This window comes from Noviherbaspirillum aerium (assembly GCF_008929045.1).
Lineage (GTDB): Bacteria > Pseudomonadota > Gammaproteobacteria > Burkholderiales > Burkholderiaceae_D > Noviherbaspirillum > Noviherbaspirillum aerium.
This window is the reverse complement of record NZ_VFAH01000005.1, coordinates 21,902-42,031: the sequence shown is the minus strand read 5'-3', so window position 1 is coordinate 42,031 and position 20,130 is coordinate 21,902. Positions and strand designations below refer to the sequence as shown.

At 64.1% G+C, this 20,130-nt stretch carries 24 protein-coding genes; 7 read left to right on the top strand and 17 right to left on the bottom strand.

From position 1 onward, the window contains the following. Positions 1-43: 43 nt before the first annotated feature. From hslV to FH061_RS09525, 3 genes are all read left to right on the top strand, one after another. Positions 44-580, top strand: coding sequence for an ATP-dependent protease subunit HslV (hslV, locus tag FH061_RS09535; RefSeq protein ID WP_151635362.1), 537 nt, complete (start codon positions 44-46; stop codon positions 578-580). Between the two features lie 27 nt (positions 581-607). After that, a complete protein-coding gene (gene hslU / locus FH061_RS09530) occupies positions 608-1,951 on the top strand; it encodes an ATP-dependent protease ATPase subunit HslU (protein WP_151635360.1) in 1,344 nt (447 codons plus the stop codon). 84 nt (positions 1,952-2,035) lie between these two features. Beyond that, positions 2,036-2,239, top strand: coding sequence for a hypothetical protein (locus FH061_RS09525; protein ID WP_151635358.1), 204 nt, complete (start codon positions 2,036-2,038; stop codon positions 2,237-2,239). Positions 2,240-2,356: 117 nt separating this feature from the next. Here the strand turns inward: FH061_RS09525 and FH061_RS30370 are convergent, their stop codons facing one another. From FH061_RS30370 to gspG, 12 genes are all read right to left on the bottom strand, one after another. Beyond that, complete coding sequence (locus FH061_RS30370; RefSeq protein WP_192804986.1) at positions 2,357-3,211, bottom strand: type II secretion system protein N; 855 nt, start codon at positions 3,209-3,211, stop codon at positions 2,357-2,359. A 66-nt stretch (positions 3,212-3,277) separates the two neighbouring features. After that, positions 3,278-4,498 carry a type II secretion system inner membrane protein GspF gene (gspF, locus tag FH061_RS09515; protein ID WP_151635356.1) on the bottom strand — a complete coding sequence of 407 codons (1,221 nt, stop codon included), beginning with the start codon at positions 4,496-4,498 and terminating at the stop codon, positions 3,278-3,280. A 58-nt stretch (positions 4,499-4,556) separates the two neighbouring features. After that, a complete protein-coding gene (gene gspE, locus FH061_RS09510; RefSeq protein WP_151635354.1) occupies positions 4,557-5,996 on the bottom strand; it encodes a type II secretion system ATPase GspE in 1,440 nt (479 codons plus the stop codon). Between the two features lie 10 nt (positions 5,997-6,006). Beyond that, complete coding sequence (gene gspD, locus FH061_RS09505; protein WP_192804985.1) at positions 6,007-8,295, bottom strand: type II secretion system secretin GspD; 2,289 nt, start codon at positions 8,293-8,295, stop codon at positions 6,007-6,009. A 41-nt stretch (positions 8,296-8,336) separates the two neighbouring features. Continuing rightward, on the bottom strand, positions 8,337-9,110 hold the full coding sequence (locus tag FH061_RS09500; RefSeq protein ID WP_151635352.1) for a type II secretion system protein N: 774 nt from the start codon (positions 9,108-9,110) through the stop codon (positions 8,337-8,339). A gap of 61 nt (positions 9,111-9,171) precedes the next feature. Further along, complete coding sequence (gene gspM, locus FH061_RS09495) at positions 9,172-9,708, bottom strand: type II secretion system protein GspM (protein ID WP_151635350.1); 537 nt, start codon at positions 9,706-9,708, stop codon at positions 9,172-9,174. After that, complete coding sequence (gene gspL, locus FH061_RS09490; RefSeq protein WP_151635348.1) at positions 9,705-10,955, bottom strand: type II secretion system protein GspL; 1,251 nt, start codon at positions 10,953-10,955, stop codon at positions 9,705-9,707. The genes gspM and gspL overlap by 4 nt, the downstream gene beginning before the upstream one ends. A 17-nt stretch (positions 10,956-10,972) precedes the next feature. Continuing rightward, positions 10,973-12,022 carry a type II secretion system minor pseudopilin GspK gene (gene gspK, locus FH061_RS09485; RefSeq protein ID WP_151635346.1) on the bottom strand — a complete coding sequence of 350 codons (1,050 nt, stop codon included), beginning with the start codon at positions 12,020-12,022 and terminating at the stop codon, positions 10,973-10,975. 8 nt (positions 12,023-12,030) lie between these two features. After that, positions 12,031-12,690 (bottom strand): prepilin-type N-terminal cleavage/methylation domain-containing protein, encoded by a 660-nt coding sequence (locus tag FH061_RS09480; protein WP_151635344.1) that lies wholly within the window; start codon positions 12,688-12,690, stop codon positions 12,031-12,033. Then, entirely contained in the window at positions 12,687-13,085 is a 399-nt protein-coding gene (gspI, locus tag FH061_RS09475) for a type II secretion system minor pseudopilin GspI (RefSeq protein ID WP_151635342.1), read from the bottom strand. The genes FH061_RS09480 and gspI overlap by 4 nt, the downstream gene beginning before the upstream one ends. A 1-nt stretch (position 13,086) precedes the next feature. Beyond that, a complete protein-coding gene (locus FH061_RS09470) occupies positions 13,087-13,596 on the bottom strand; it encodes a GspH/FimT family pseudopilin (RefSeq protein WP_404822436.1) in 510 nt (169 codons plus the stop codon). After that, the gene (gspG, locus tag FH061_RS09465; protein ID WP_151635340.1) at positions 13,584-14,048 is read right to left on the bottom strand and encodes a type II secretion system major pseudopilin GspG; all 465 of its coding nucleotides are present in this window, start codon (positions 14,046-14,048) and stop codon (positions 13,584-13,586) included. The genes FH061_RS09470 and gspG overlap by 13 nt, the downstream gene beginning before the upstream one ends. Before the next feature lie 762 nt (positions 14,049-14,810). On the opposite strand from gspG, the gene FH061_RS09460 reads away from it, so the two are divergent. From FH061_RS09460 to FH061_RS09450, 3 genes are all read left to right on the top strand, one after another. After that, on the top strand, positions 14,811-15,392 hold the full coding sequence (locus tag FH061_RS09460) for a DJ-1/PfpI family protein (protein ID WP_151635338.1): 582 nt from the start codon (positions 14,811-14,813) through the stop codon (positions 15,390-15,392). An 87-nt stretch (positions 15,393-15,479) separates the two neighbouring features. Continuing rightward, a complete protein-coding gene (locus FH061_RS09455) occupies positions 15,480-15,860 on the top strand; it encodes a ribbon-helix-helix domain-containing protein (RefSeq protein ID WP_151635336.1) in 381 nt (126 codons plus the stop codon). Between the two features lie 33 nt (positions 15,861-15,893). Next, the gene (locus FH061_RS09450; protein ID WP_151635334.1) at positions 15,894-16,247 is read left to right on the top strand and encodes a cupin domain-containing protein; all 354 of its coding nucleotides are present in this window, start codon (positions 15,894-15,896) and stop codon (positions 16,245-16,247) included. A gap of 82 nt (positions 16,248-16,329) precedes the next feature. On the opposite strand, the gene FH061_RS09445 is transcribed toward FH061_RS09450, so the two are convergent. The 5 genes from FH061_RS09445 to FH061_RS09425 all read right to left on the bottom strand — a co-directional run bounded on the left by FH061_RS09445 (position 16,330) and on the right by FH061_RS09425 (position 19,234). Further along, positions 16,330-17,364, bottom strand: coding sequence for an NAD(P)H-dependent glycerol-3-phosphate dehydrogenase (locus FH061_RS09445; protein ID WP_151635332.1), 1,035 nt, complete (start codon positions 17,362-17,364; stop codon positions 16,330-16,332). Between the two features lie 45 nt (positions 17,365-17,409). Continuing rightward, positions 17,410-17,856, bottom strand: coding sequence for an SH3 domain-containing protein (locus FH061_RS09440; protein WP_151635804.1), 447 nt, complete (start codon positions 17,854-17,856; stop codon positions 17,410-17,412). 82 nt (positions 17,857-17,938) lie between these two features. Further along, positions 17,939-18,442 (bottom strand): protein-export chaperone SecB, encoded by a 504-nt coding sequence (gene secB / locus FH061_RS09435; RefSeq protein ID WP_151635330.1) that lies wholly within the window; start codon positions 18,440-18,442, stop codon positions 17,939-17,941. Between the two features lie 95 nt (positions 18,443-18,537). Beyond that, positions 18,538-18,819, bottom strand: a complete 282-nt coding sequence (gene grxC, locus FH061_RS09430) for a glutaredoxin 3 (protein ID WP_151635328.1) — start codon at positions 18,817-18,819, stop codon at positions 18,538-18,540. A gap of 13 nt (positions 18,820-18,832) precedes the next feature. Continuing rightward, complete coding sequence (locus FH061_RS09425) at positions 18,833-19,234, bottom strand: rhodanese-like domain-containing protein (protein ID WP_151635326.1); 402 nt, start codon at positions 19,232-19,234, stop codon at positions 18,833-18,835. Between the two features lie 110 nt (positions 19,235-19,344). Here FH061_RS09425 and gpmA point away from each other — a divergent pair, with 110 nt between their 5' ends. Beyond that, a complete protein-coding gene (gene gpmA / locus FH061_RS09420) occupies positions 19,345-20,091 on the top strand; it encodes a 2,3-diphosphoglycerate-dependent phosphoglycerate mutase (protein WP_151635324.1) in 747 nt (248 codons plus the stop codon). The last annotated feature ends 39 nt before the right edge of the window (positions 20,092-20,130 follow it).

Genomic DNA, 20,130 nt, shown 5'->3' with positions numbered 1-20,130 from the left:
TGCCCTCATCTGCGGACAATTATCAGCATCCGAGGCATTCCCCATGGAACAATTTCACGGCACCACCATTCTTTCAGTACGCCGCGGCAGCACTGTCGCGCTCGGTGGAGACGGTCAGGTTACGCTTGGCAACGTGGTCATGAAGGGCACCGCGCGCAAGGTGCGCAAGCTTTACCAGGGCAAGGTGCTGGCAGGTTTCGCCGGCGGCACCGCCGATGCCTTCACGCTGATCGAGCGCTTCGAGGCCAAGCTGGAAAAGCACCAGGGCAACCTGATGCGCGCCTCGGTGGAGCTTGCCAAGGACTGGCGCACCGACCGCATCCTGCGCCGCCTGGAGGCCATGCTGCTGGTGGCCGACCGTGAAGCGACCCTGATCATCACCGGCAACGGCGATGTGCTGGAACCCGAGGCAGGCGTCGGCGCCATCGGCTCCGGCGGCGTGTATGCCCAGTCCGCCGCCAAGGCGCTGCAGGAAAACACCGATCTGCCGCCCGCGGAAATCGTCAAGAAGGCGCTGACCATCGCCGGCGAGCTCTGCATCTACACCAACCTGTCGCACACCATCGAAACCCTGGAATAACGCGTCCGCCGTGCCGCGCAAACCATCATGAACATGACACCCCAAGAGATCGTTTCCGAACTTGACAAACACGTCGTCGGCCAGGCCCGCGCCAAGCGCGCCGTCGCCATCGCGCTGCGCAACCGCTGGCGCCGCCAGCAGGTCGCGGATCCGCTGCGGCATGAAATCACGCCGAAGAACATCCTGATGATCGGCCCGACCGGCGTCGGCAAGACCGAGATCGCGCGCCGCCTGGCCAAGCTGGCCGATGCGCCCTTCATCAAGATCGAAGCGACCAAGTTCACCGAAGTGGGTTACGTCGGCCGCGATGTCGATACCATCATCCGCGACCTGATCGACATCGGCATCAAGCAGACCCGCGAATCGGAAATGCGCAAGGTGCGCTCGCATGCGCAGGACGCGGCCGAAGACCGCATTCTCGATATCCTGCTGCCGCCGGCGCGCGACTTCGGTTTCAGTTCGACGCCGAATGCCGTGTCCGACGGCGACAGCGGCAATGCCACCCGCCAGACCTTCCGCAAGCGCCTGCGCGAAGGCTCGCTCGACGACCGCGAAGTTGAAATCGAGGTTGCCGAGGCTGCGCCTCACATGGAAATCATGGCTCCGCCCGGCATGGAGGAAATGACCGAGCAGATCAAGTCGATGTTTTCCGGACTCGGCGGCGGGCGCAAGAAAAAACGCAAGGTCAAGATCCGCGAGGCGATGAAGCTGCTGCTCGACGAGGAAGCCGCCAAGCTGGTCAATGAAGACGAGCTCAAGCAGAAGGCCATCACCAATGTCGAGCAGAACGGCATCGTGTTTCTCGACGAGATCGACAAGATCGCGACCCGCTCCGAAGTCGGCGGCGCCGACGTGTCGCGCGCCGGCGTGCAGCGCGATCTGCTGCCGCTGGTCGAAGGCACGACGGTCAACACCAAGTACGGCATGATCCGCACCGACCATATCCTGTTCATCGCTTCGGGCGCCTTCCATCTCGCCAAGCCGTCGGACCTCATTCCCGAACTGCAGGGCCGCTTTCCGATCCGCGTCGAGCTGGAGTCGCTGGCCATCGCCGATTTCGAGCGCATCCTCACCAGCACGGACGCCTGCCTCACCCGGCAGTACGAAGCCTTGCTCAATACCGAGGATGTGAAGCTGGACTTCACCCCGGAAGGCATCAGGCGCCTCGCGGAAATCGCCTACTCGGTCAATGAAAAGACTGAAAACATCGGCGCGCGCCGTCTCTACACCGTGATGGAAAAGCTGCTCGAGGAGATTTCCTATGCGGCCAGCGAATCCACCGGCAAGACGGTGACGGTCGATGCCGGATATGTCGACGAAAAGCTGGGCGCGCTGGCGATCGATGAAGACCTGTCGCGCTACGTGCTGTAGCAATTCCCATCCTGTCCTGTTCCAGTGCGTGCGTCCGCCACCGGCACATCATGGAACGGGACAGGCACAGCGAAGGACACCGCAATGGCAAACAAGGCGCTCGCGAAACGGCAGAAAATGACGATTCGCACCGAACCGTCTCAACAACCCCTCAAGGCGCGCAATGTTGCCGTGGCGGGAGCAAAACGCAAGGCGCTCGCCACCGGCACCACCAAACATGCAAGCGGCCTCAGCCTGCATGCGCGCCTGTTCGGAAAGCTCTCCGGAGAATCCGGCGGCGAAAAATAGCAAATCCAATACCAGTCCCGCGCCAAATCCTGGGACGGGCATTCCGTATTCGAATCAGGCAACGATTGACCACGCCGCCACCGCTTGATCCGCAGTGGCTTGGCTTGGCAGAGAGACTTAGCGGCTTTGCAGCGGCGGTGCACCAGGCACCGTGGATGTGCCGCTGGATCCGATCGAGCCCGGGACGACGGGCTGCGGCGCCGGCGTCAATGCGCCTGGAGGAGTCGCCGGCTGTGCAATTCCCGTGCTGCCCGCCTGCGCGGGCGGAGTGACTACCACGGTCGGCGGTGCATTGGTGACGGCTGGTTGCGGTACGACGGGAGGCTGATTGCCGGTTGCCGCCGGAGGTGCTGCGGCAGGCTGCTGGGGGATGAATACCGGTGGCGCGGGCTGTGCGGTTGGCGGCGGTGCGGCAGGAGCGGCCGGCGGGTTCGGCGGCGTGGCGGCCGGGACATTGCCCGCCCCGGGCATGCTCGCCCCCTGCGAGCGGTTGCCCATCATGCCCCGGCCCGGCGGCATGGGCTGGGTTGCCGGACGCGGCGCGGCTGCTGGCGAGGTAATGCCGGCATCCCGTCCGGTCTCGGGTAGTTCCAGGCGCTTCGATGCCCCGTTCTCCGACAGGATCACATAACCGGGATGCACTTCCTTGACGGTCACCCCGGGCACCACTTCGCGGTCGACCCGGATCGCCTGCGGCGGCTTGCCGTCGGCGCTGATGATGGCCACGCTGTCGCGTGCGCTGCCGGAAAAGATCACGCCGCGCAGCTGGTAATTGCTGGCGGCGGCAACCGGGGCGGCACGCCCGCCGAAGAGAGCGGTGGCGGATTCCGGCCGGACTTCCGGCGGCGCTGCGCGCGGCGGGGCCGCCACCGGACGTAGCGGCGGCTTGAACATCTGCAAACCCCAGTATGCGATCGATGCGCACAGCAGGATGAACAGCACAAAACTGATGGCGAGCGGCAAGCGCTTCATCTCATTCCTTTTCTAGTTATCATTTTTCCGCACCTCCCGGCATTCCTGTCGCGGCATTAATGGTGCCTAGCGCACCAGCTGATTGATTTCAATGATCGGCATCAGCACCGCCAGCACGATCAGCAGCACCACCACGCCCATCACCAGGATCAGCGCCGGCTCCAGCAGGCCGGCAATGGTCAGCGCGCGACGTTCCAGGTCCTGTTCCTGCGCATTCGATGCGCGTTCCAGCATGGCGGGCAGTTCGCCGGTGACTTCGCCGGCGCGGATCATGTGAATCAGCATCGGCGGGAAATGCTTGTGCGCCGACAGCGCGCGCGCCAGGCCCACGCCTTCGCGCACGCTGGTGGTGGCTTCCTCGACCTGCTCGCGCATGGCCACGTTGGAGAGCGTGTCGCGGCTGGTCTGCAAGGCGCGCAGGATGGGCACGCCGGAACCGGTGGTGATGGCCAGCGTGCTGGCGAAGCGGGCCGTGTTGAGGCTGCGCTCGAACTTGCCGTACAGCGGCGCGGTCAGCAGCCAGCGATGCCAGCGGTACTTGATGTCGGGATTCTTCAGCGCATTGCGCCACAGCAGGAAGGCGCCGATCAGCACCAGTGCGACAATCCAGCCATAGCTGCGCACGAAGTCGGAAATGGCCAGCATGATCACGGTCAGCAGCGGCAGCTTCTGCTTGGTATTGGCAAACACCGAAACGATCTGCGGCACGACGTAGGCCAGCAGGAAGATCACGATCGCAAACGCCACCACGGTGACGATGGCCGGATAGGTGAAGGCCAGGCGCACCTTCTGCACCAGCGAGTTGCGGCGCTCGATATAGTCGGCCAGCCGCGACAGCACGCGCGACAGCTGGCCGATCTGCTCGCCGGAGGCAACCAGCGCGCGGTAGATGTCGGCGAAGTCGCGCGGATGCTTGGACAACGCATCCGACAGCGAGGAGCCGCCCATCACCTCGGCGCGGATCGAGGCCACCAGGTCGCGCACGTAGGTGCGCTCGGCCTGTTCCAGCAAGGCGGTGAAGGCTTGTTCCAGCGGCAGGCTGGCTTCCAGCAGGCTGGCCAGCTGGCGGGTGAACAGCGCCAGCTCGGTCGTTGACAGCTTGTCGCCGAAGGCGCGGCTGCGCGTCTGGCCGAGTTCATCGACCTGGGCGGCGATGGCATCGACCACGATGGGCACCAGCCCCTGCGCGCGCAGGTCCGAGCGCGCCGCGCGGGCGCTGTCGGCATTGACGACGCCCTTGCGGGTGGCACCCGCGGGATCGACGGCTTCATAACGAAATGCGGGCATGTCGGGTCAGGTTTCCATCAATACGTTCGTTGCTGCGTTCATGTCGGCGCTCACGGTCTCAGTCCTTGGTCACGCGCAGCAGTTCGGCCTGCGTGGTGACGCCCTCGGCCAGCCAGCGGTCGCCGTCTTCACGCATGGTCTTCATGCCGTCGCGCTGCGCGGTGGAGCGGATCTCGGCCTCCGGCGCCTGATCATGGATCTGCTTGCGGATCTGGTCGGTCGTGGTCAGCAATTCATAGACGCCGACCCGCCCCTGGAACCCGGTATGGCCGCACTTGTCGCAGCCGACCGCAAGCCACTGTCCGCCGTCATGCCTGCGGCAGACCGGGCACAGCTTGCGCACCAGGCGCTGGGCGACCACGCCGAGCAGCGAGGACGACAGCAGGAAGGGTTCGATGCCCATGTCGAGCAGACGGGTCACCGCCGACGCCGAGTCGTTGGTGTGCAGCGTGGCCAGCACCAGGTGACCGGTCAGTGAAGCCTGCACCGCGATCTGCGCGGTTTCCAGGTCGCGGATCTCGCCGATCATGATGATGTCCGGATCCTGGCGCAGGATGGCGCGCAAGGCCTTGGCGAAGGTCATGTCGATGCGGGAATTGACCTGGGTCTGGCCGACGCCGGGCAATTCATATTCAATCGGATCCTCCACCGTCAGGATGTTGGTGGCCGGCGCGTTGAGCCGGGTCAGCGCCGCGTACAGCGTGGTGGTCTTGCCCGAGCCGGTCGGGCCGGTAACCAGCACGATGCCGTGCGGCTGGCTGATCAGGTGGTCGAACTGCTGCAAGACGTCCGGGCTCATGCCGAGATGGCTGAGGTCCATGCGTCCGCCTTCCTTGTCGAGCAGACGCAGCACCGCGCGCTCGCCGTGGCCGGTGGGCAGCGTGGAAACGCGGACGTCGACCGGCTTGCCGCCGACGCGCAGCGTGATGCGGCCGTCCTGCGGCAGGCGCTTCTCGGCGATGTCGAGCTGGGCCATGATCTTGATGCGGGAGATCAGCGAGGCATGGATCGCCTTCTTCGGCCGCACGATGTCGCGCAGCGCGCCATCGACGCGGAAGCGCACCACCGAGATCTGCTCGAAAGGTTCGATATGGATATCCGACGCCTCCTCGCGCAGCGCCTGCGTGAGCAGCGCGTTGATCATGCGGATCACCGGCGCATCGTCGGCCGATTCGAGCAGGTCCTCGATGGCCGGCATGTCGAGCATCAGCTTGGCGAGGTCGAGATCGGATTCGACTTCATCCACCACCTGCGCGGCATCGTTGCCGGAACCGGCATAGGCTTTGGCGATCGCCATTTCGAGGTCTTCGCGCGACAGCGACTTCAGCTTGACGCGGCCGAAGCGGCGGCTGACTTCGGCAATCGCCGAGGGCACGGTGGCATCCGATACCCAGACTTCAACGGCATTGCCGGCGGCTTCGCTGCGGCGCGCAAGCAGCGCATGGTCGCGGGCGAAGGCATACGGGAGAAGACGGGCATCGGTGAGGACTGTACTCATTACTGCATTCCTACTGTCTGTTGGTTGCGGGGGCGCCCTGCTGCTGCCCGGAGCCCGGCGCCGGCGAGGGAGCCGGTGCCGGTCCCTGCGACGGCGCGGGTGCCGGCTGGGGCGGCGCGGGGGGCGCCTGGTTGGGCGACAAGGGCGGCGGGTTCTCCACGGTGCCGGCCGGTATCTGCGTGCGCGGGTCGACGTTGACCACGCCGCCGCCTACCGGGCGGCCGTTCTGCAGCGGCGGCACGACCGGGGTGCTGACATCGCGCAGCAGCAGAGGATTGGTTGACTGCGCATTGCCCTGGACGTTCCGTATGTAGTCGTAGCGGTCCGCGGCGAGATTGATGCTTTGTTCATTGCTGCGCAGGACCGTCGGTTTCAGGAAGACCATCAGGTTGGTTTTCCGGCCCGAACGGTTGCGGTATTTGAACAGGTTGCCAACCACCGGCAGGTTGCCCAGGCCCGGCACCTGCTCGACGCCGTCGGTGACGCGATCCTCGATCAGGCCGCCGAGCACGATGATCTGGCCATCGTCCACCAGCACGTTGGTTTCGATCGAACGCTTGTTGGTGATGATGTCCGAGGCATTGCTGGTCGGCTGGATGTTCGAGGTTTCCTGGTAGATGGCCATCTTGACCGTGCCACCTTCGGACACCTGCGGACGCACCCGCAGCGACAGGCCCACGTCCTTGCGCTCGATGGTCTGGAACGGGTTGACGCCGGCCGCGCCGCCCGAAGCGGCGGTGGTGAACTGACCGGTCACGAACGGCACGTTCTGGCCGACGATGATGCGGGCTTCCTCGTTGTCGAGCGTGATCAGGTTGGGCATCGACAGGATGTTGGCATTGCCTTCGGATTCCAGCGCGCGGGCCAGCACGCCCAGCGTCAGCGAGCCGCCGACCTGGCGGAAGATGCCGAGATTCAGGCCGTTGCCCGGAGGCAGCGGATTGCCGGAGGTGACCTGCGAGATGGCCTGGCTGATCAGGTTGTTGCCGCCGCCCTGCGTGGTGAAGCCGGTCGCACCGCCGACGCGGTAGCTGCTGGTTTCGTCGCCCGACAGGCCGGCCCACTGGATGCCGAGTTCGGCGGCACGGTCGGCGCTGACTTCGACGATCAGGGTTTCGACATAGATCTGCGCGCGGCGCGCATCCAGCTGGTCGATCACGGCGCGCAGGTTGCGGTAGACCGCTTCGCTGGCGGTGATGATCAGGGCGTTCGTCGCGGGGTCCGCCTGGATGAAGCCGCCGGCGCCGCCCGTCGGCAAGGGGTTTGCCGACTGCGTGTTCTGGTTCAGCGCGCCCTGGCCGAGCTGGGTCTGGGAGCCGGGTGAAACCTGCTGCGGCTGCTGCGGCTGCTGCTGTTGGGCCTGATTGCCGAGGTTGGCCTGCGCGTTCGGGTCGGAGGCGACCACCGCGCGCAGCGTCTGCGCCAGCCGCACGGCATCGGCATTGCGCAGGTAGACCACGTGCACGTTGCCGGGCTGCGAGGTTTGCTGATCGAGCTTGGCGATGAGGGACTTGGCCAGGTTGGCGCGCGCCACCGACGGCGCGCGCACGATCAGGGAATTGGTGCGGGTATCGGCCAGTACGGAGACGCGGCCCGCGTCGCCGCCGGCGGCCGGACCGCTCTGCTCCAGCAGGCGGTTGACCATCACCGCCACATCGGTGGCGACCGCATTGCGCACCGGGACCACGTCGAGGTCGCCCACGGCCGGCGAGTCGAGCGCGGCGATGATGCGCGAGAGGCGCTTGAGGTTGTCGGCATAGTCGGTGATGACGATGCTGTTGTTGCCGGGGTTGACGTTGATGGTGTTGTTGGGCGAGATCAGCGGACGCAGCACCTGCACCATGTTGGCTGCGGACTCGTAGTTGAGGCGGAAGATCTGCGTCGCGATCTGGTCGCCGCGCACATCGCCGGTGGTCTGGATCGGCCCGGCCTGCAACTTGGCGTCGGCTTCCGGCACCACCTTGGTGACGCCGTCGCTCCTGACCATGGCGAAGCCCTGCAGCCGCAGCGAAGAGGCCAGCATCTGCAGCGCCTGCTGCTTGGTGACCGGCTTTTCCGACACCAGGTTGATGGTGCCCTTGACGCGCGGATCGATGATGAAGGTGGTGCGGGTGTAGTGGCCGATCGCCTTGACCACCGACTCGATCTCGGCGCCGACGAAGTTGAGCGTCGCCTGATTGGAGCTCGGGTCCTGCGCGTTGACGTTCGGCATGCCGGCCATGGCGCACAGCAACAATGCGGCGGCGCTGATGCGGCGCCACGGCGCCGTCGTCAGACCGGAGGTAATGGTCGCGGACATCTTAGCCGTCCGTCGGAATGTTTCTGCTGATCGATTTTTTTTCATTTGAACTCTAGCGCGATAACATCTTTGCCGTTTTCTCGTCGGCGTTGTCCCAGCAAATTCAAGAGATTTGCCAGCCGTTCTTCCTGCCCTTCTTCTGCTTCGGCCTTGCCGGAAAACCGCAGTCTTCCATTGGCCAGCGAACCTGTGCCGCTCAGCAGCAGCGGACCTCTTATGCTTTTCAGGGCCAGCTGTGCCTGCTGGCCGCGCCAATCCATTATCAGTTGGTAAGCTCCCAGCGGTTTGATCGGTGACAGACGCGAGGCGATGTCCTCCATCTGCAGCGTCGTCGTGCCGCTGACTTCGACCGCATTGCCGTTGCGCGCCACCTGCAGCGGCGTCCAGTTCAGCACCATGCGGCCAGAGGGCTGGATGGTGTTGAGCGGAGCGCCGAGGCCGGCGAGCCGCTCGGCCGGCAGCTTCAGGCCGCCGGGCGTGACCTGCCACTGGTTCCAGCTGCCGGTGATGCGCACGGGCTGGGTCAGCGCTTCCTTGTTCTCCAATGCAATATCCACCTGGCCCAGCAGCACCAGCGGCGACAGGCGCCAGTTGAACCGTCCCGGCAGCAGCGGCGTCACCGGATCGTTCGGTCCGGGCGCGCCGCCGATGAAGCCCGAGCCGTTCCACAGCGTGCCCTGCGCATCGCCCAGCGTCAGCCGGCCGTTGGTCTGCTTTTCCAGCAGCAAGCTCATCCACGATGCCGGGCAGAACACCACCACGGTCAGCGCGACGGTGACGGTCGCGGCCACTAACCATATCATGAGGCGTCGCACTTTTATTGTTTCTCCCCTGCTTTGCCCATGGCATCCTTCATTGCGGCTTTCATTGCGCCTTTCATTGGCTTTTCTGCTGGCGCAGCGACAGCGTCGCGTTGACGGTATCGGGCTGCGCCTGGGCTTCGACCACGGCATCGACCACGCCGACCCTGGCCGTGCGCTGCAATTCCGCCAGCCATTCCACCGTGCTGGCGAAGGATACGCCGGCAAGCTGCACCCGCGCCAGCTCGCCGGTCAGGCTCAGGCTCTGCGCCTTCAGGCCCTTGTCGGTCAGCGAGGCCTCCAGGCGCTCGCGGGTGATCGGCGGCGGTGGCGGCGTGTTGGCATCGGCATTGGCGCCTGCCGCCACGCCCGAGCTGGAAGCTTCCCTGGCCAGCGCCTGCACTTCGGCCGACTGCTGGCGCAGCGCTGGCAGCCGCCGCTCCAGTGCGGCACGTCCGCTGAGCGCGGGATCGATGAGCAGCACGTACAGCAGGCCGAGCACGACCACGGCGGCGGCAATGCTCAGCATGTTGCGCTCGCGCTTGTTGCGCGCATTCCAGAACGCCGAGAAGGATTGTTTCAGGCCGCCTGCGCGGCTGGTGGCTGCATTCATTTTCCGCTCCTGATCTGCCATACGCCGGCGCTGGATTGGGTCGCCGACAGGTTGCGCGAGGACAGCGCGCTGTTGAGCTGGTCGGCCGGCACATTGGCATCGGGCTTGAATTTCACGGTCAGGCTGCGGTCGCGGTATTCGAGTCCGGCAATGGCGTTGCCGCCCTGCCCCAGTCCGCTCCAGGCCTCGCCGAAGCTGGCGGCGAGCGCGACGAAATCGTCGGGTGCGAGCTGGCCGGCCTGGCGCTGGCCGCCGGCCAGCTTTTGCCGCAGCTGCACCAGCGGATCGATGACGACCGTTTCTTTCGGGAAGGCGGATTTATAGGTCTGCACCATGCCGGCCTGCAGCACTTCGGCCTCGCGCTTCATGCGCAGCCAGTCGACATTCAGGCCGATCAGGTTGACCAGCAGCAGCAGCAGCGCCAGCGCCACCGGCCAGCGCCAGCGCGACCAGTTGAACTTCGGTCCGGCCTCCGCGCCCAGTCCGCTCATCAGGTCGATCTTGGTCTTCGACGCAACGCCGATCCAGCGCTGCCAGTTGTCGGCATGCAGCGTGATGCGTTCGCTCAGGGTGGGGGCGATGTGCAGCGAATCCTGGTAGTCGCGCACCCTCGCCTGCGGCACGTACAGCGTGATCGGCGCCTGCGGCACCACCATGGCGAGCGACTGCATCACTTCGAACGCGGCCGATTCCGGCTGGTCGGCGACGATCGACAGTCCGAGTCCCTCCTGTTCCGACAGGCGCACCGCCACGTCGATGTCGCCGCCATGTTCCGCCACGGTGGCGCTGACCGCGTCCGCCTGGACCGGCAGGCACAGCTGCGCCGGCACGGCGGACACGCTGCGCGCGCCCAAGGTGGCCAGCGTGCGTGACAGCAGTTCCAGCCAGGAACGCTGCACCACCGCGACCGTGCGGGTTTCATTGCGGGTATTGTCCGCGACCACCACGCATTCGGCGGGATCGCTCATCAGCTGGTCTTCCACCAGGTTGGGCAGCGCGGCCTTCAGCCGTCCCGGTGACAGCGGCGGCACTTTCACCCGCAGCAGGGTCACGTCGCCCGGCGCCAGCAGCAGCACGACGCGCTGCGCCTTGCGCACCAGTTCATGCATGTCGGGCAAGGCAGCCATGCCCTCGCGTTCCAGCGCTCCGCTATTGGTCGCCGACGCATATTCGCAGTACAGCGGCATGCCCGGCTGCAGGTTTTCGGCAGTGGCATGCGACGGCAGGCGTATGTAAAGGGTGCTCAATGTTCTGCTCTTTCTTTTTAGAATTCGCGAATCCAGATGACTTGGGAACTGCCTTGCCCAACACCCGGCGTGTTGCTTTGCTGCTTCCTGTTTATCAGAGCCTGCATCTGCATGCCGGCGCGGTTAAGACGAACCTTGCCGTTAATCAAAAAATAGTTCGTCTGGAAACCAGCGCCGGCGCCCAGCGTCTTCTGCCCCAGTACGGCCACCAAGGCGGCATCACTGCTGCTGCGAAACGAGGCATTCCTGCGCGCCATGACGATTGCCCTGGCATCCGAAATGGATAGTGTATCAATGGCTGCATGAATCACTTCGGCCGAAGCGGTGTTGATGTTGATGGTATTGGCATCGTCGAGCACGATCAGGTATGGCCTGAGCTTTTCGACAATCTCGGGCGTAAAACCGGGTACGGCGAGCAGATCGTCAACATGCACCAGATTCAATGAACGCTGCCCTGCGGTGGAAGAAATCTGGCCGCCGGGATTGGCGCCGGCGCCGGCCGCGGGATTCGCCCCCGTTGCGCCGCCTCCCCCATTCGCGGCACTACCCGGGTCGGGGTTCAAGGTGCCGACCGTATTGCCTGCTGCCCGCGACGATACCAGGTAGTTGGCTGTCGCCTGCGCCAGCGACGCATTGAGCTGCAGCGCGCTGAGCAGCCTTGCGAACGCGGCGACCTTCTTGGCATCAGGCTGGTTGTTCGTGCAGCACATGCCGGCAAGATTGAAGCGCGCCTGCGCATCCTCGATGCCGCCGGACAGCACCGCATCCGGCACATCCGACCCCGAACGTCCGTTTTCCACGTAATCGTCAAGCCGGGTTTCCGCCAGCGGAACCGCCCATGGTTCATCGAGACCGTCGACATCCTTCCTTGTGTCGGCCATCAGGATCAGCCTCGCATAGTCGATCGCACCGCGCAGAATCCACTGCTTCTGCATCTGCAGACGCTGGTTCTCGATCGAGCGCACCTGCACCTGCTGCTGCCAGAACAGGCTGGCGACGATGGTGATCGCCAGCGTCGTGAGCAGCAGTGCGGTGACCACTGCGACGCCGCGTTCACGGGAATGCATGCGCATGTTCATACCACCCCCACCAGGAAGACCTTGACCAGCCCTGCGGGACGGTCCCGCAACTGCAGCGTCACTTCGAGGCCGGTCGGCTCGGTGGTCGTCAGCGGCGCGTTTGGCAGGCCCCGTACGGTCGTACCCGCCGGCGTCCCGGACATCGAGGCCGCATTCTCCACCGCGGGGCGCCATCCCTGGTTATCCGGAATGAAGATGCGCACCGGCATGGCCACCACATCCGTCGTCAGCTGGACCACCGCCGAGTTGTCGGTATCGGCAAGCATCGCCCGCCATGCGGTATCGAGCTCCAGCAGGTTGCGCGTGGCGAGAGATTCGCGCCGCGTCAGCAAGCCGTCGCGAATGCGATAGGCCACCACCTGCACCCGCGTCGGCTGGTTCTCGGCGTACACGCTGCGCACCAGCGTCACACGTCCCGCCTGCGAGGAAAGGACCGAGCGACTGCCGATATTCTTCTTGACTGCGATATGGTCGAGATCGCTCTGCATCTGCGCGAACGCCAGCTGCATGCCGCGCGTCTGGTCGAGGTCGGCATTGAGCGCCACGCGAGCCCGCACGATGCTGTCGAGGCCGCGCCAGCCGAGCACGGCAACGATCGCCAGCACCATGATGGAGACCAGCAGTTCGATCAGGGTGAATCCGCGCTGTGTCTTCATCGCGCCCTCTGCGGATCGGGAACAATCTGCGCCAGCTTGATGAGGCGCCGCTGCGTGTCGCCGCCGTCGTAGACGCTGACTTCAACGCGACGGAAGAACGGATTCGGCGTGGTCAGCACGTCTTCTTCGCAGGTCAGTTTCAGGTCGCCCTGCGAGCATTCGAAACTGCGCTTGCCGATGGCCGGATATTCGCGCGCGAGGCGGATCTGCGCCAGGCGGTTCTCGGCCGACCAGGTCGCCATCATCGCCGCGCGCAGGCCGCTGCTGTTCTGCGTGAGGCTGCCGACCGCGCGCAGGCTGGCGCCGAGCGCGGTGCCGACGATGACCAGCGCCACCAGCACCTCGAGCAGGGTGAAGCCTTGTTGCGACCGTGATGAAGGACGGGAGATACGCATCTCATTCCACCGTGAAGTGACCGACGCCGTCGGCGCGTATCGCGACGCTGGAGTCGCCCATGGCCAGCGTCAGCACGAAGGGCCGGTCCACCGGCTCGCGGCCGAATACGATGCGCAGCGGACCGTTGTCCGCCGACAGTACGGGAACGATCGACAGCGCGATCGGAGCGCGGCTGAATTCGCGCTCGCGCAGCAGGTCGTCCTGTCCCAGCGTCTGCCACTGGTTTTCCTCCCGGATGAGAAAGCGGTAACGGGTGTTGTCGGCTTCGAAGGCAATCGGGCGGTTGCGCACGATGGCTTCGTCGCGCGCCAGCTGCAGCAGCAGCGCAATGCGCTGCGCCTCGTTCTGCAGCGCCTGCCGTTCGCCAGGCATGGCGTTGAAGGCCACCACGCCCATCAGCAAGGCGGCGATGATCAGCACCACCAGCAGTTCAAGCAGGGTAAAGCCGCGTGCGGCACGCGGGCGCGCACGCTGGATCAGGGTCGGCGAAGTATGAATCAGAGATCCCACGAACCTACGTCTGCATCATTGCCGGAACCGCCGGCCTGGCCATCGGCGCCGAAGGAAAAGACGTCGATCTCGCCCTTCACGCCGGGCGACAGGTACTGATAGGGATTGCCCCACGGGTCGTTGGGCAGCTTGTCGACATAGCCGCCGCTCTTCCAGCCGTTGGCGGCCGGACCGCTGGTCGGCTTGCTGATCAGGGCCTGCAATCCTTGTTCGGTAGATGGATAGCGCTGGTTGTCGAGCTTGTAGAGCTTGAGCGCGGACATCAGGGTGGCGATGTCCTGCCGCGCCGCGGTGATGCGCGCATCATCGGCGCGGCCCATCAGCTTGGGCACCACCAGCGCGGCGAGAATGCCCATGATGACCACGACCACCATGATTTCGATCAGGGTAAAGCCGCGGCTGACGGCGCGCGACAGGGTACGACGCGGAGCGAAGGAGATGGTGTTTTGCATAAAAATAGATCTAATTGAAGGACGAACAAACCACTAGTATATGACGGAAGTCTGGCAACCCCCGATGACTTCCCTATTACCGTCATGCATCATCAAAGTGCTGCGGCGTGCTTTCTTATATGAAATATTGCACGCAATTAAATCAATGATGCCGGTACATTATGCAGGCAATTGCCGACAAGAACTTTGACAAGCCAGAAACATTGTTCATTGTCAGGACGCTGCGGGATGACGGCCGACTTCCCGACTGGTTTACCGAAGCCTGGAAGGCGGCACATTGCCTGTGTCGCGTGCACTGTGACTTGAGTTTCCTCAATTAGTTTGCGTGACGGGCATATTGATACAAAAAAACTTGAAGGGTGATTCCTTCCGGAAAGGCAATTAGCGGATTAAGCATGTCCTGATACGTGCGAGCAATTGCCGATGCGGTAACAGCCCGGTGCGTTTTGCGCGAACGTCGTGGGGGTCGGCTGACCTTGACCTTGCTGCCTACCCGGTGGACGTTGTACCCCGCCGCGCCGGACACCGCATTCGGGCAAACCCGACACTGACTCGTAACCCGCTCCAACGAGAAGCCGGCAAAACACGACGCAACCCGATACTTTTAAGCTATTGATGCAATGCAAGCCCCTCCGACCTTCAGGCAACGATGCGCCGCGGCATGTAGTAACCGGCGATTACCCGACGGATGCCGACAGGGCGAACAATGCCGGTTCGCGCGCGCATATTCCCGTGCTCCCGCGCTCACACCAGGAGACCATCATGGCTGCGAAAACCATACTGATGCCCGTCGGCGACTTCGGCGAAGACTATGAAATCATGGTGCCCTTCCAGGCACTGCTTGCGGTCGGACACCAGGTGCATGCGGTCTGCCCCGGCAAGAAAGCCGGCGAGTTCATCACCACCGCCATCCACGACTTCGAAGGCCACCAGACTTATTCCGAGAAGCCGGGCCATCGCTTCACGCTGACGCATGATTTCGATGCCATCAATCCGCAGGATTACGATGCGCTGCTGATCCCCGGCGGTCGCGCGCCCGAGTACCTGCGGCTCAACGCCACGCTGCTGGAGAGCGTGCGGCATTTCGCCAAGGCGGACAAGCCGATCGCCGCCATCTGCCATGGCGCGCAGATCCTGGCCGCGGCCGGCGTGCTGCACGGCAAGCGCTGTTCCGCCTATCCTGCCTGCCGTCCCGAAGTCGAACTCGGCGGCGGACAGTATGCGGAGATCGAAGTGACTGCCGCAGTCACCGACGGCAACCTTGTCACCGCGCCCGCATGGCCGGCGCATCCGGCATGGATTGCGCAGTTCCTCAAACTGCTGGGGACGCAGATCGTGCTATAACAATGGGCTCCGCGGGCCTGCCGCATGCATGACGCATCTGCGATGCGCTTGCGCACGGTCCCGCGCCTTCCCTCATGAGGAGCCGTCATGTGTGAAATCTTCGTCAAGGCCGACCCGCATCTTTACGAATGCCGTGCCCGTTCGATCCGCCTGCACGGGGCCGTCACTTCCATCAAGCTGGAAAATCTTTTCTGGCAAGCGCTTGATGAAATCGCCGCGCGCGACGGGCTGACGACGACGCGGTTGATCTCCAAGCTCTACGATGAACTGGTGGCCTACCGCGGCGAGGTCGACAATTTCACGTCCTTCCTGCGCGTCTGCTGCCTGCGCTACATGTCACTGATGGCCGAAGGCCGGATTCCGGCGGACAAGCAGCTGCCCCTGCATGGCATCCAGGCGGAAAGATCTCCGACGGCGCTATTGGCGGCAAACAAAGGAACAAACCGGGTATTGATGCAGTCTGGATAACATCGAGAACGAGGATGCATAAGGAGAATGCCCATGTCACTGCACCATGCCACTCCCGGTGAACTGATCGATATCCGCCCGCTCGGCGACAAGTTGATCGACTCCGCATCGATAGCGCTGGTGCGAACGAATGACTTCGAAGTGATGCGGCTGGTGCTGCCGAAGGGCAAGTCGATTCCAGAGCATCAGATCGAGGGCGAACTGACCCTGCATTGCCTTGAAGGCAGCGTGGAAGTCGAGGCGCTTGGGCAGCGCCGGCAATTGCAGGCCGGGCAGATGCTTTACCTCGAGGGGAATACGCCGTATGCGCTGGCGGCGGCGGAGAATGCTTCGGTGCTGATGACCATGCTGCGCAAGGGCGACGACAGCAAGGCGGATGGAAGTTAATGGATGACGCGTAGTACAGGCCTCTGGGCCTGCACACAGGCGGTTGTCCGAAGCACTAATCCGTCGCGGCTTGCTAGGCTGGCTACGCCGCTTCGTCGCGCGGATCGCGCGACAGCAGCCGATGCACCATCTCGCGCGGCGAATCGCCGTCGAACAAGACCGCCGCCACCGCCTGGGTGATCGGCATGTCGATGCCATGTTCCATGGCCAGTTGCCGCACCGCCTGCGCACAGCGCACGCCTTCGGCGACATGCCCAAGCTCCGCGACGATGGTGTCCAGGCTCTTGCCTTCGGCAAGGCCGAGGCCGACCTTGCGGTTGCGCGACAGGTCGCCGGTACAGGTAAGTATCAGGTCGCCGACGCCGGCCAGGCCCATGAAGGTTTCCGGGCGTCCGCCGAGGGCGATGCCGAAGCGGCTGATTTCAGCCAGGCCGCGCGTGATCAGCGCGGCGCGCGCATTCAATCCGAGACCGAGGCCGTCGATGACGCCGGTGGCGATGGCAAGAATGTTCTTGACCGCGCCGCCGACCTCGACGCCGGCCAGATCGTCGGTGGAGTAGACGCGGATCGAGCGTCCATGCGCGGCATTGACCACGGTGTCGCGCAGCGCGGCCGCATGCGAGGCGATCGTCAGCGCGCAAGGCATGCCGCGCGCAACCTCCTGCGCGAACGACGGCCCGGACAGAGCGCCGTGCGGCACGTCGCTGCCGAGCACCTCGCGCACCACCTGATGCGGCAGCAGCCGCGTGTTTTCCTCGAAGCCCTTGCACAGCCAGACCAGGTTTGGAATGGCACGGCCTTGCTGCCGCTGCAGTGCGAGTTGCTGCGCCAGCGGCCGCAGGCCGGAGACCGACGAGGCGATGATCAGCAGGCTGTCCTGCGCCTGGCCTGCCTGGCTTGCCGCAGCCGCATGCTCGACCGCGCGTTCGAAATCGGCGCCTATTTCGAGCGCCGCCGGCAACTGGAATCCGGGCAGATACTCGCGGTTTTCACGCGTTGCCGCGGCATCCCGCATCGCAGCCGCATCCCGGCCCCACAGCAGCACGCGGTGCCGGTCGGCCAGGGCGATTGCCAGCGCGGTACCCCAGGCTCCCGCGCCAAGTATGGTGATATTCATGTTCTTGTTGTGATCGAAGAGTTGCGTGCCGGCGGCGCAGCCGGGTCAGCTGCCCCAGACTTCTGCGGCCTTGATGAAGCCGCTCTGGCCGTCGCGATGGCGGACCTTCAGCCATCCGGCAGGAGCGGTTTCCAGCAATTCGAGCAGCACGCCCTTGTCGGCCGTGAAACTGACCGGCGCGGCGTCGGCGGCGCTTTCGCGGATGCGGGCGCCGGCGGCCTTGACCAGCACATTGCGCCGGACCACCAGCATCTTCGATTCGACCCATGACAGGTCGCCGGCCGAATCGCGCACCTTGGCCCAGTCGCCGTAAGTGAGCACCACTTCGACCGGCATGCCGCGCGGCGCAACGAAGACCTTGCGTCCCTTCAGGGACGGCGCGTCATAGAGAATGGCCGGCGCGGGGCCGATGGATTTGTATTCAATGGCTTGTGCAGCGCCTGTCGCACACAGCAACGCGGCGCACGACAGGAACAGACGCGCAGATTTCATCATGACCTCCCTGGTCTATTCATGATCTCGTGAGCGGCAGGAGCGCCATCTCGCCCGGCGGTTCCTGCCCTCCCTGGTCGCCTTACTGGCGTGCGGCGGTGCCGTCAGGCATGACAAGACCGGAACCTTGCGGCAGTTGTTGCTGCTGCTGTTCCGCCAGGGCCTGCAGGCGCTGCTGGTAGAAAGCCTCGAAATTGATTTCGGCCAGGTGCACCGGAGGAAAGCCGGCGCGGGTAATCATGTCGGCGATATTGGCGCGCAGGTAGGGATAGATGATGTTCGGGCAGCCGATGCCGAGCAGCGGGTCGAGCTGTTCCGGCGGAATGTTGGCGGCTTCGAAGATGCCGGCCTGCTTGCCTTCGACCAGGAAAGCGACCTTGTCCTTGATCTTGGCGGTGACGGTGATGGTGACGGTCGATTCGTAGATGGTTTCCGCGAGCGCCTCGGCGCCGACATCGACGGCGACTTCAATGCTGGGCGCTTCCTGTTCCAGGAAGATGGCCGGCGAGTTCGGCTGCTCCAGCGACATATCCTTCAGATAGACGCGCTGGATCTGGAATACGGGCTGTTGGTTTTGATCGGACATGGGCTGCTTTCGTCAGGTGGGAGATGGGTAGAAGAAAAAGGACGGCGAACCCGCCGTCCTTATTTTGAAATGAAGATGCTGCGGATGATGCCGTATCAGGCAGCGGCAAGCAACTGGTCGAGCTTGCCTGCGTGTTCGAGCGCGCTCAGGTCGTCGAAACCGCCGACATGGGTGTCGCCGATATAGATCTGCGGCACGGTGCGCCGCCCGGTCTTCTGCATCATCTCGGCGCGGCGCTCGGGATCGAGGTCCACGCGGATTTTCTCGATATTGGAGATGCCCTTCTTTTTCAGCAGGTTCTCCGCCATCACGCAAAACGGACAGACGCCGGTGCTGTACATCACGACATGGGCATGCTGGTTCGCTTGTTCGGTCATAGTCATCGCTCCATTACTTGGCAATCGGCAGGCCTTGCGCCTGCCAGGCCGCAATGCCGCCGTCCAGGCTGACGGCTTCATTGAATCCTGCCTTCTTGAGCTGCGCGGCGGCCTTGGCCGACTGCACGCCCGCCTGGCAGACCGCAATGACGGCCTTCGACTTGGCCTTGTCGAGCTCGCCTACGCGGTTCGACAGTTCCTTCAGCGGAATGTTCTTCGCATCACGCAAATGCCCGGCGGCATAGGCGGCCGGATCACGGACATCGACGATCACCGCCTTGCCCTGGTTGATCATCTGGGTGGCCTGCAGCGTCGTTACCTTGGTGCCGCGGCGCTGCAGGTTTGGCAATATCAGGGCGCCGCCGGAAATCAGGGCAATGCCGATCAGCCAAATGTTGTCAATCAGAAATTTCACGCTACTCCTGGGGTTCAATGGTTTTAAGCAATCCCAACATTATAAAATAGAAGCCGAATTAGGATTTCAAATCGCAGCATCTCACTCTCTCACTCTTTACACAATTCAACATGTACAAAATCGTATTGATGCGCCACGGCGAATCCACCTGGAACCTGGAAAACCGCTTTACCGGCTGGACCGACGTGGATCTCACCGAAAAAGGGATCAGCGAAGCGCGCCAGGCAGGCAAGATCCTCAAGGAAGCCGGCTTTACCTTCGACCTCGCCTATACCTCGGTGCTCAAGCGCGCCATCCGCACGCTGTGGCTGACCCTCGATGAAATGGACCTGATGTGGCTGCCGGTCAAGCATGACTGGCGCCTGAACGAGCGCCACTACGGCGCGCTGCAGGGACTGAACAAGGCCGAGACCGCCGCCAAGTACGGCGACGAGCAGGTATTGGTATGGCGCCGCAGCTACGACACGCCGCCCAATCCGCTGGAGCCGAACGATCCGCGCACTTCCTACGGCGATCCGCGCTATGCCGGCCTGTCGAAGGAACAGATTCCGCTCACCGAATGCCTGAAGGACACCGTGGCGCGCGTGATGCCCGCCTGGGACGAATCGATCGCCCCGGCCATCCGCGCCGGCAAGAACATCATCATTTCCGCCCACGGCAACAGCCTGCGCGCGCTGATCAAGAGCCTGGACGGCATCAGCGACGAGGACATCGTCGGCCTCAACATCCCCAACGGCCAGCCGCTGGTCTATGAACTCGACGCCGATCTCAAGCCGATCAAGAGCTATTACCTCGGCGATGCCGCGGCCATCGAGGCGGCGATGAAAGCCGTCGCCAGCCAGGGCAAGTCGAAGTAAGCGAAGTCAGCATCCATCAGCAATGCCCCATGCGCCTGC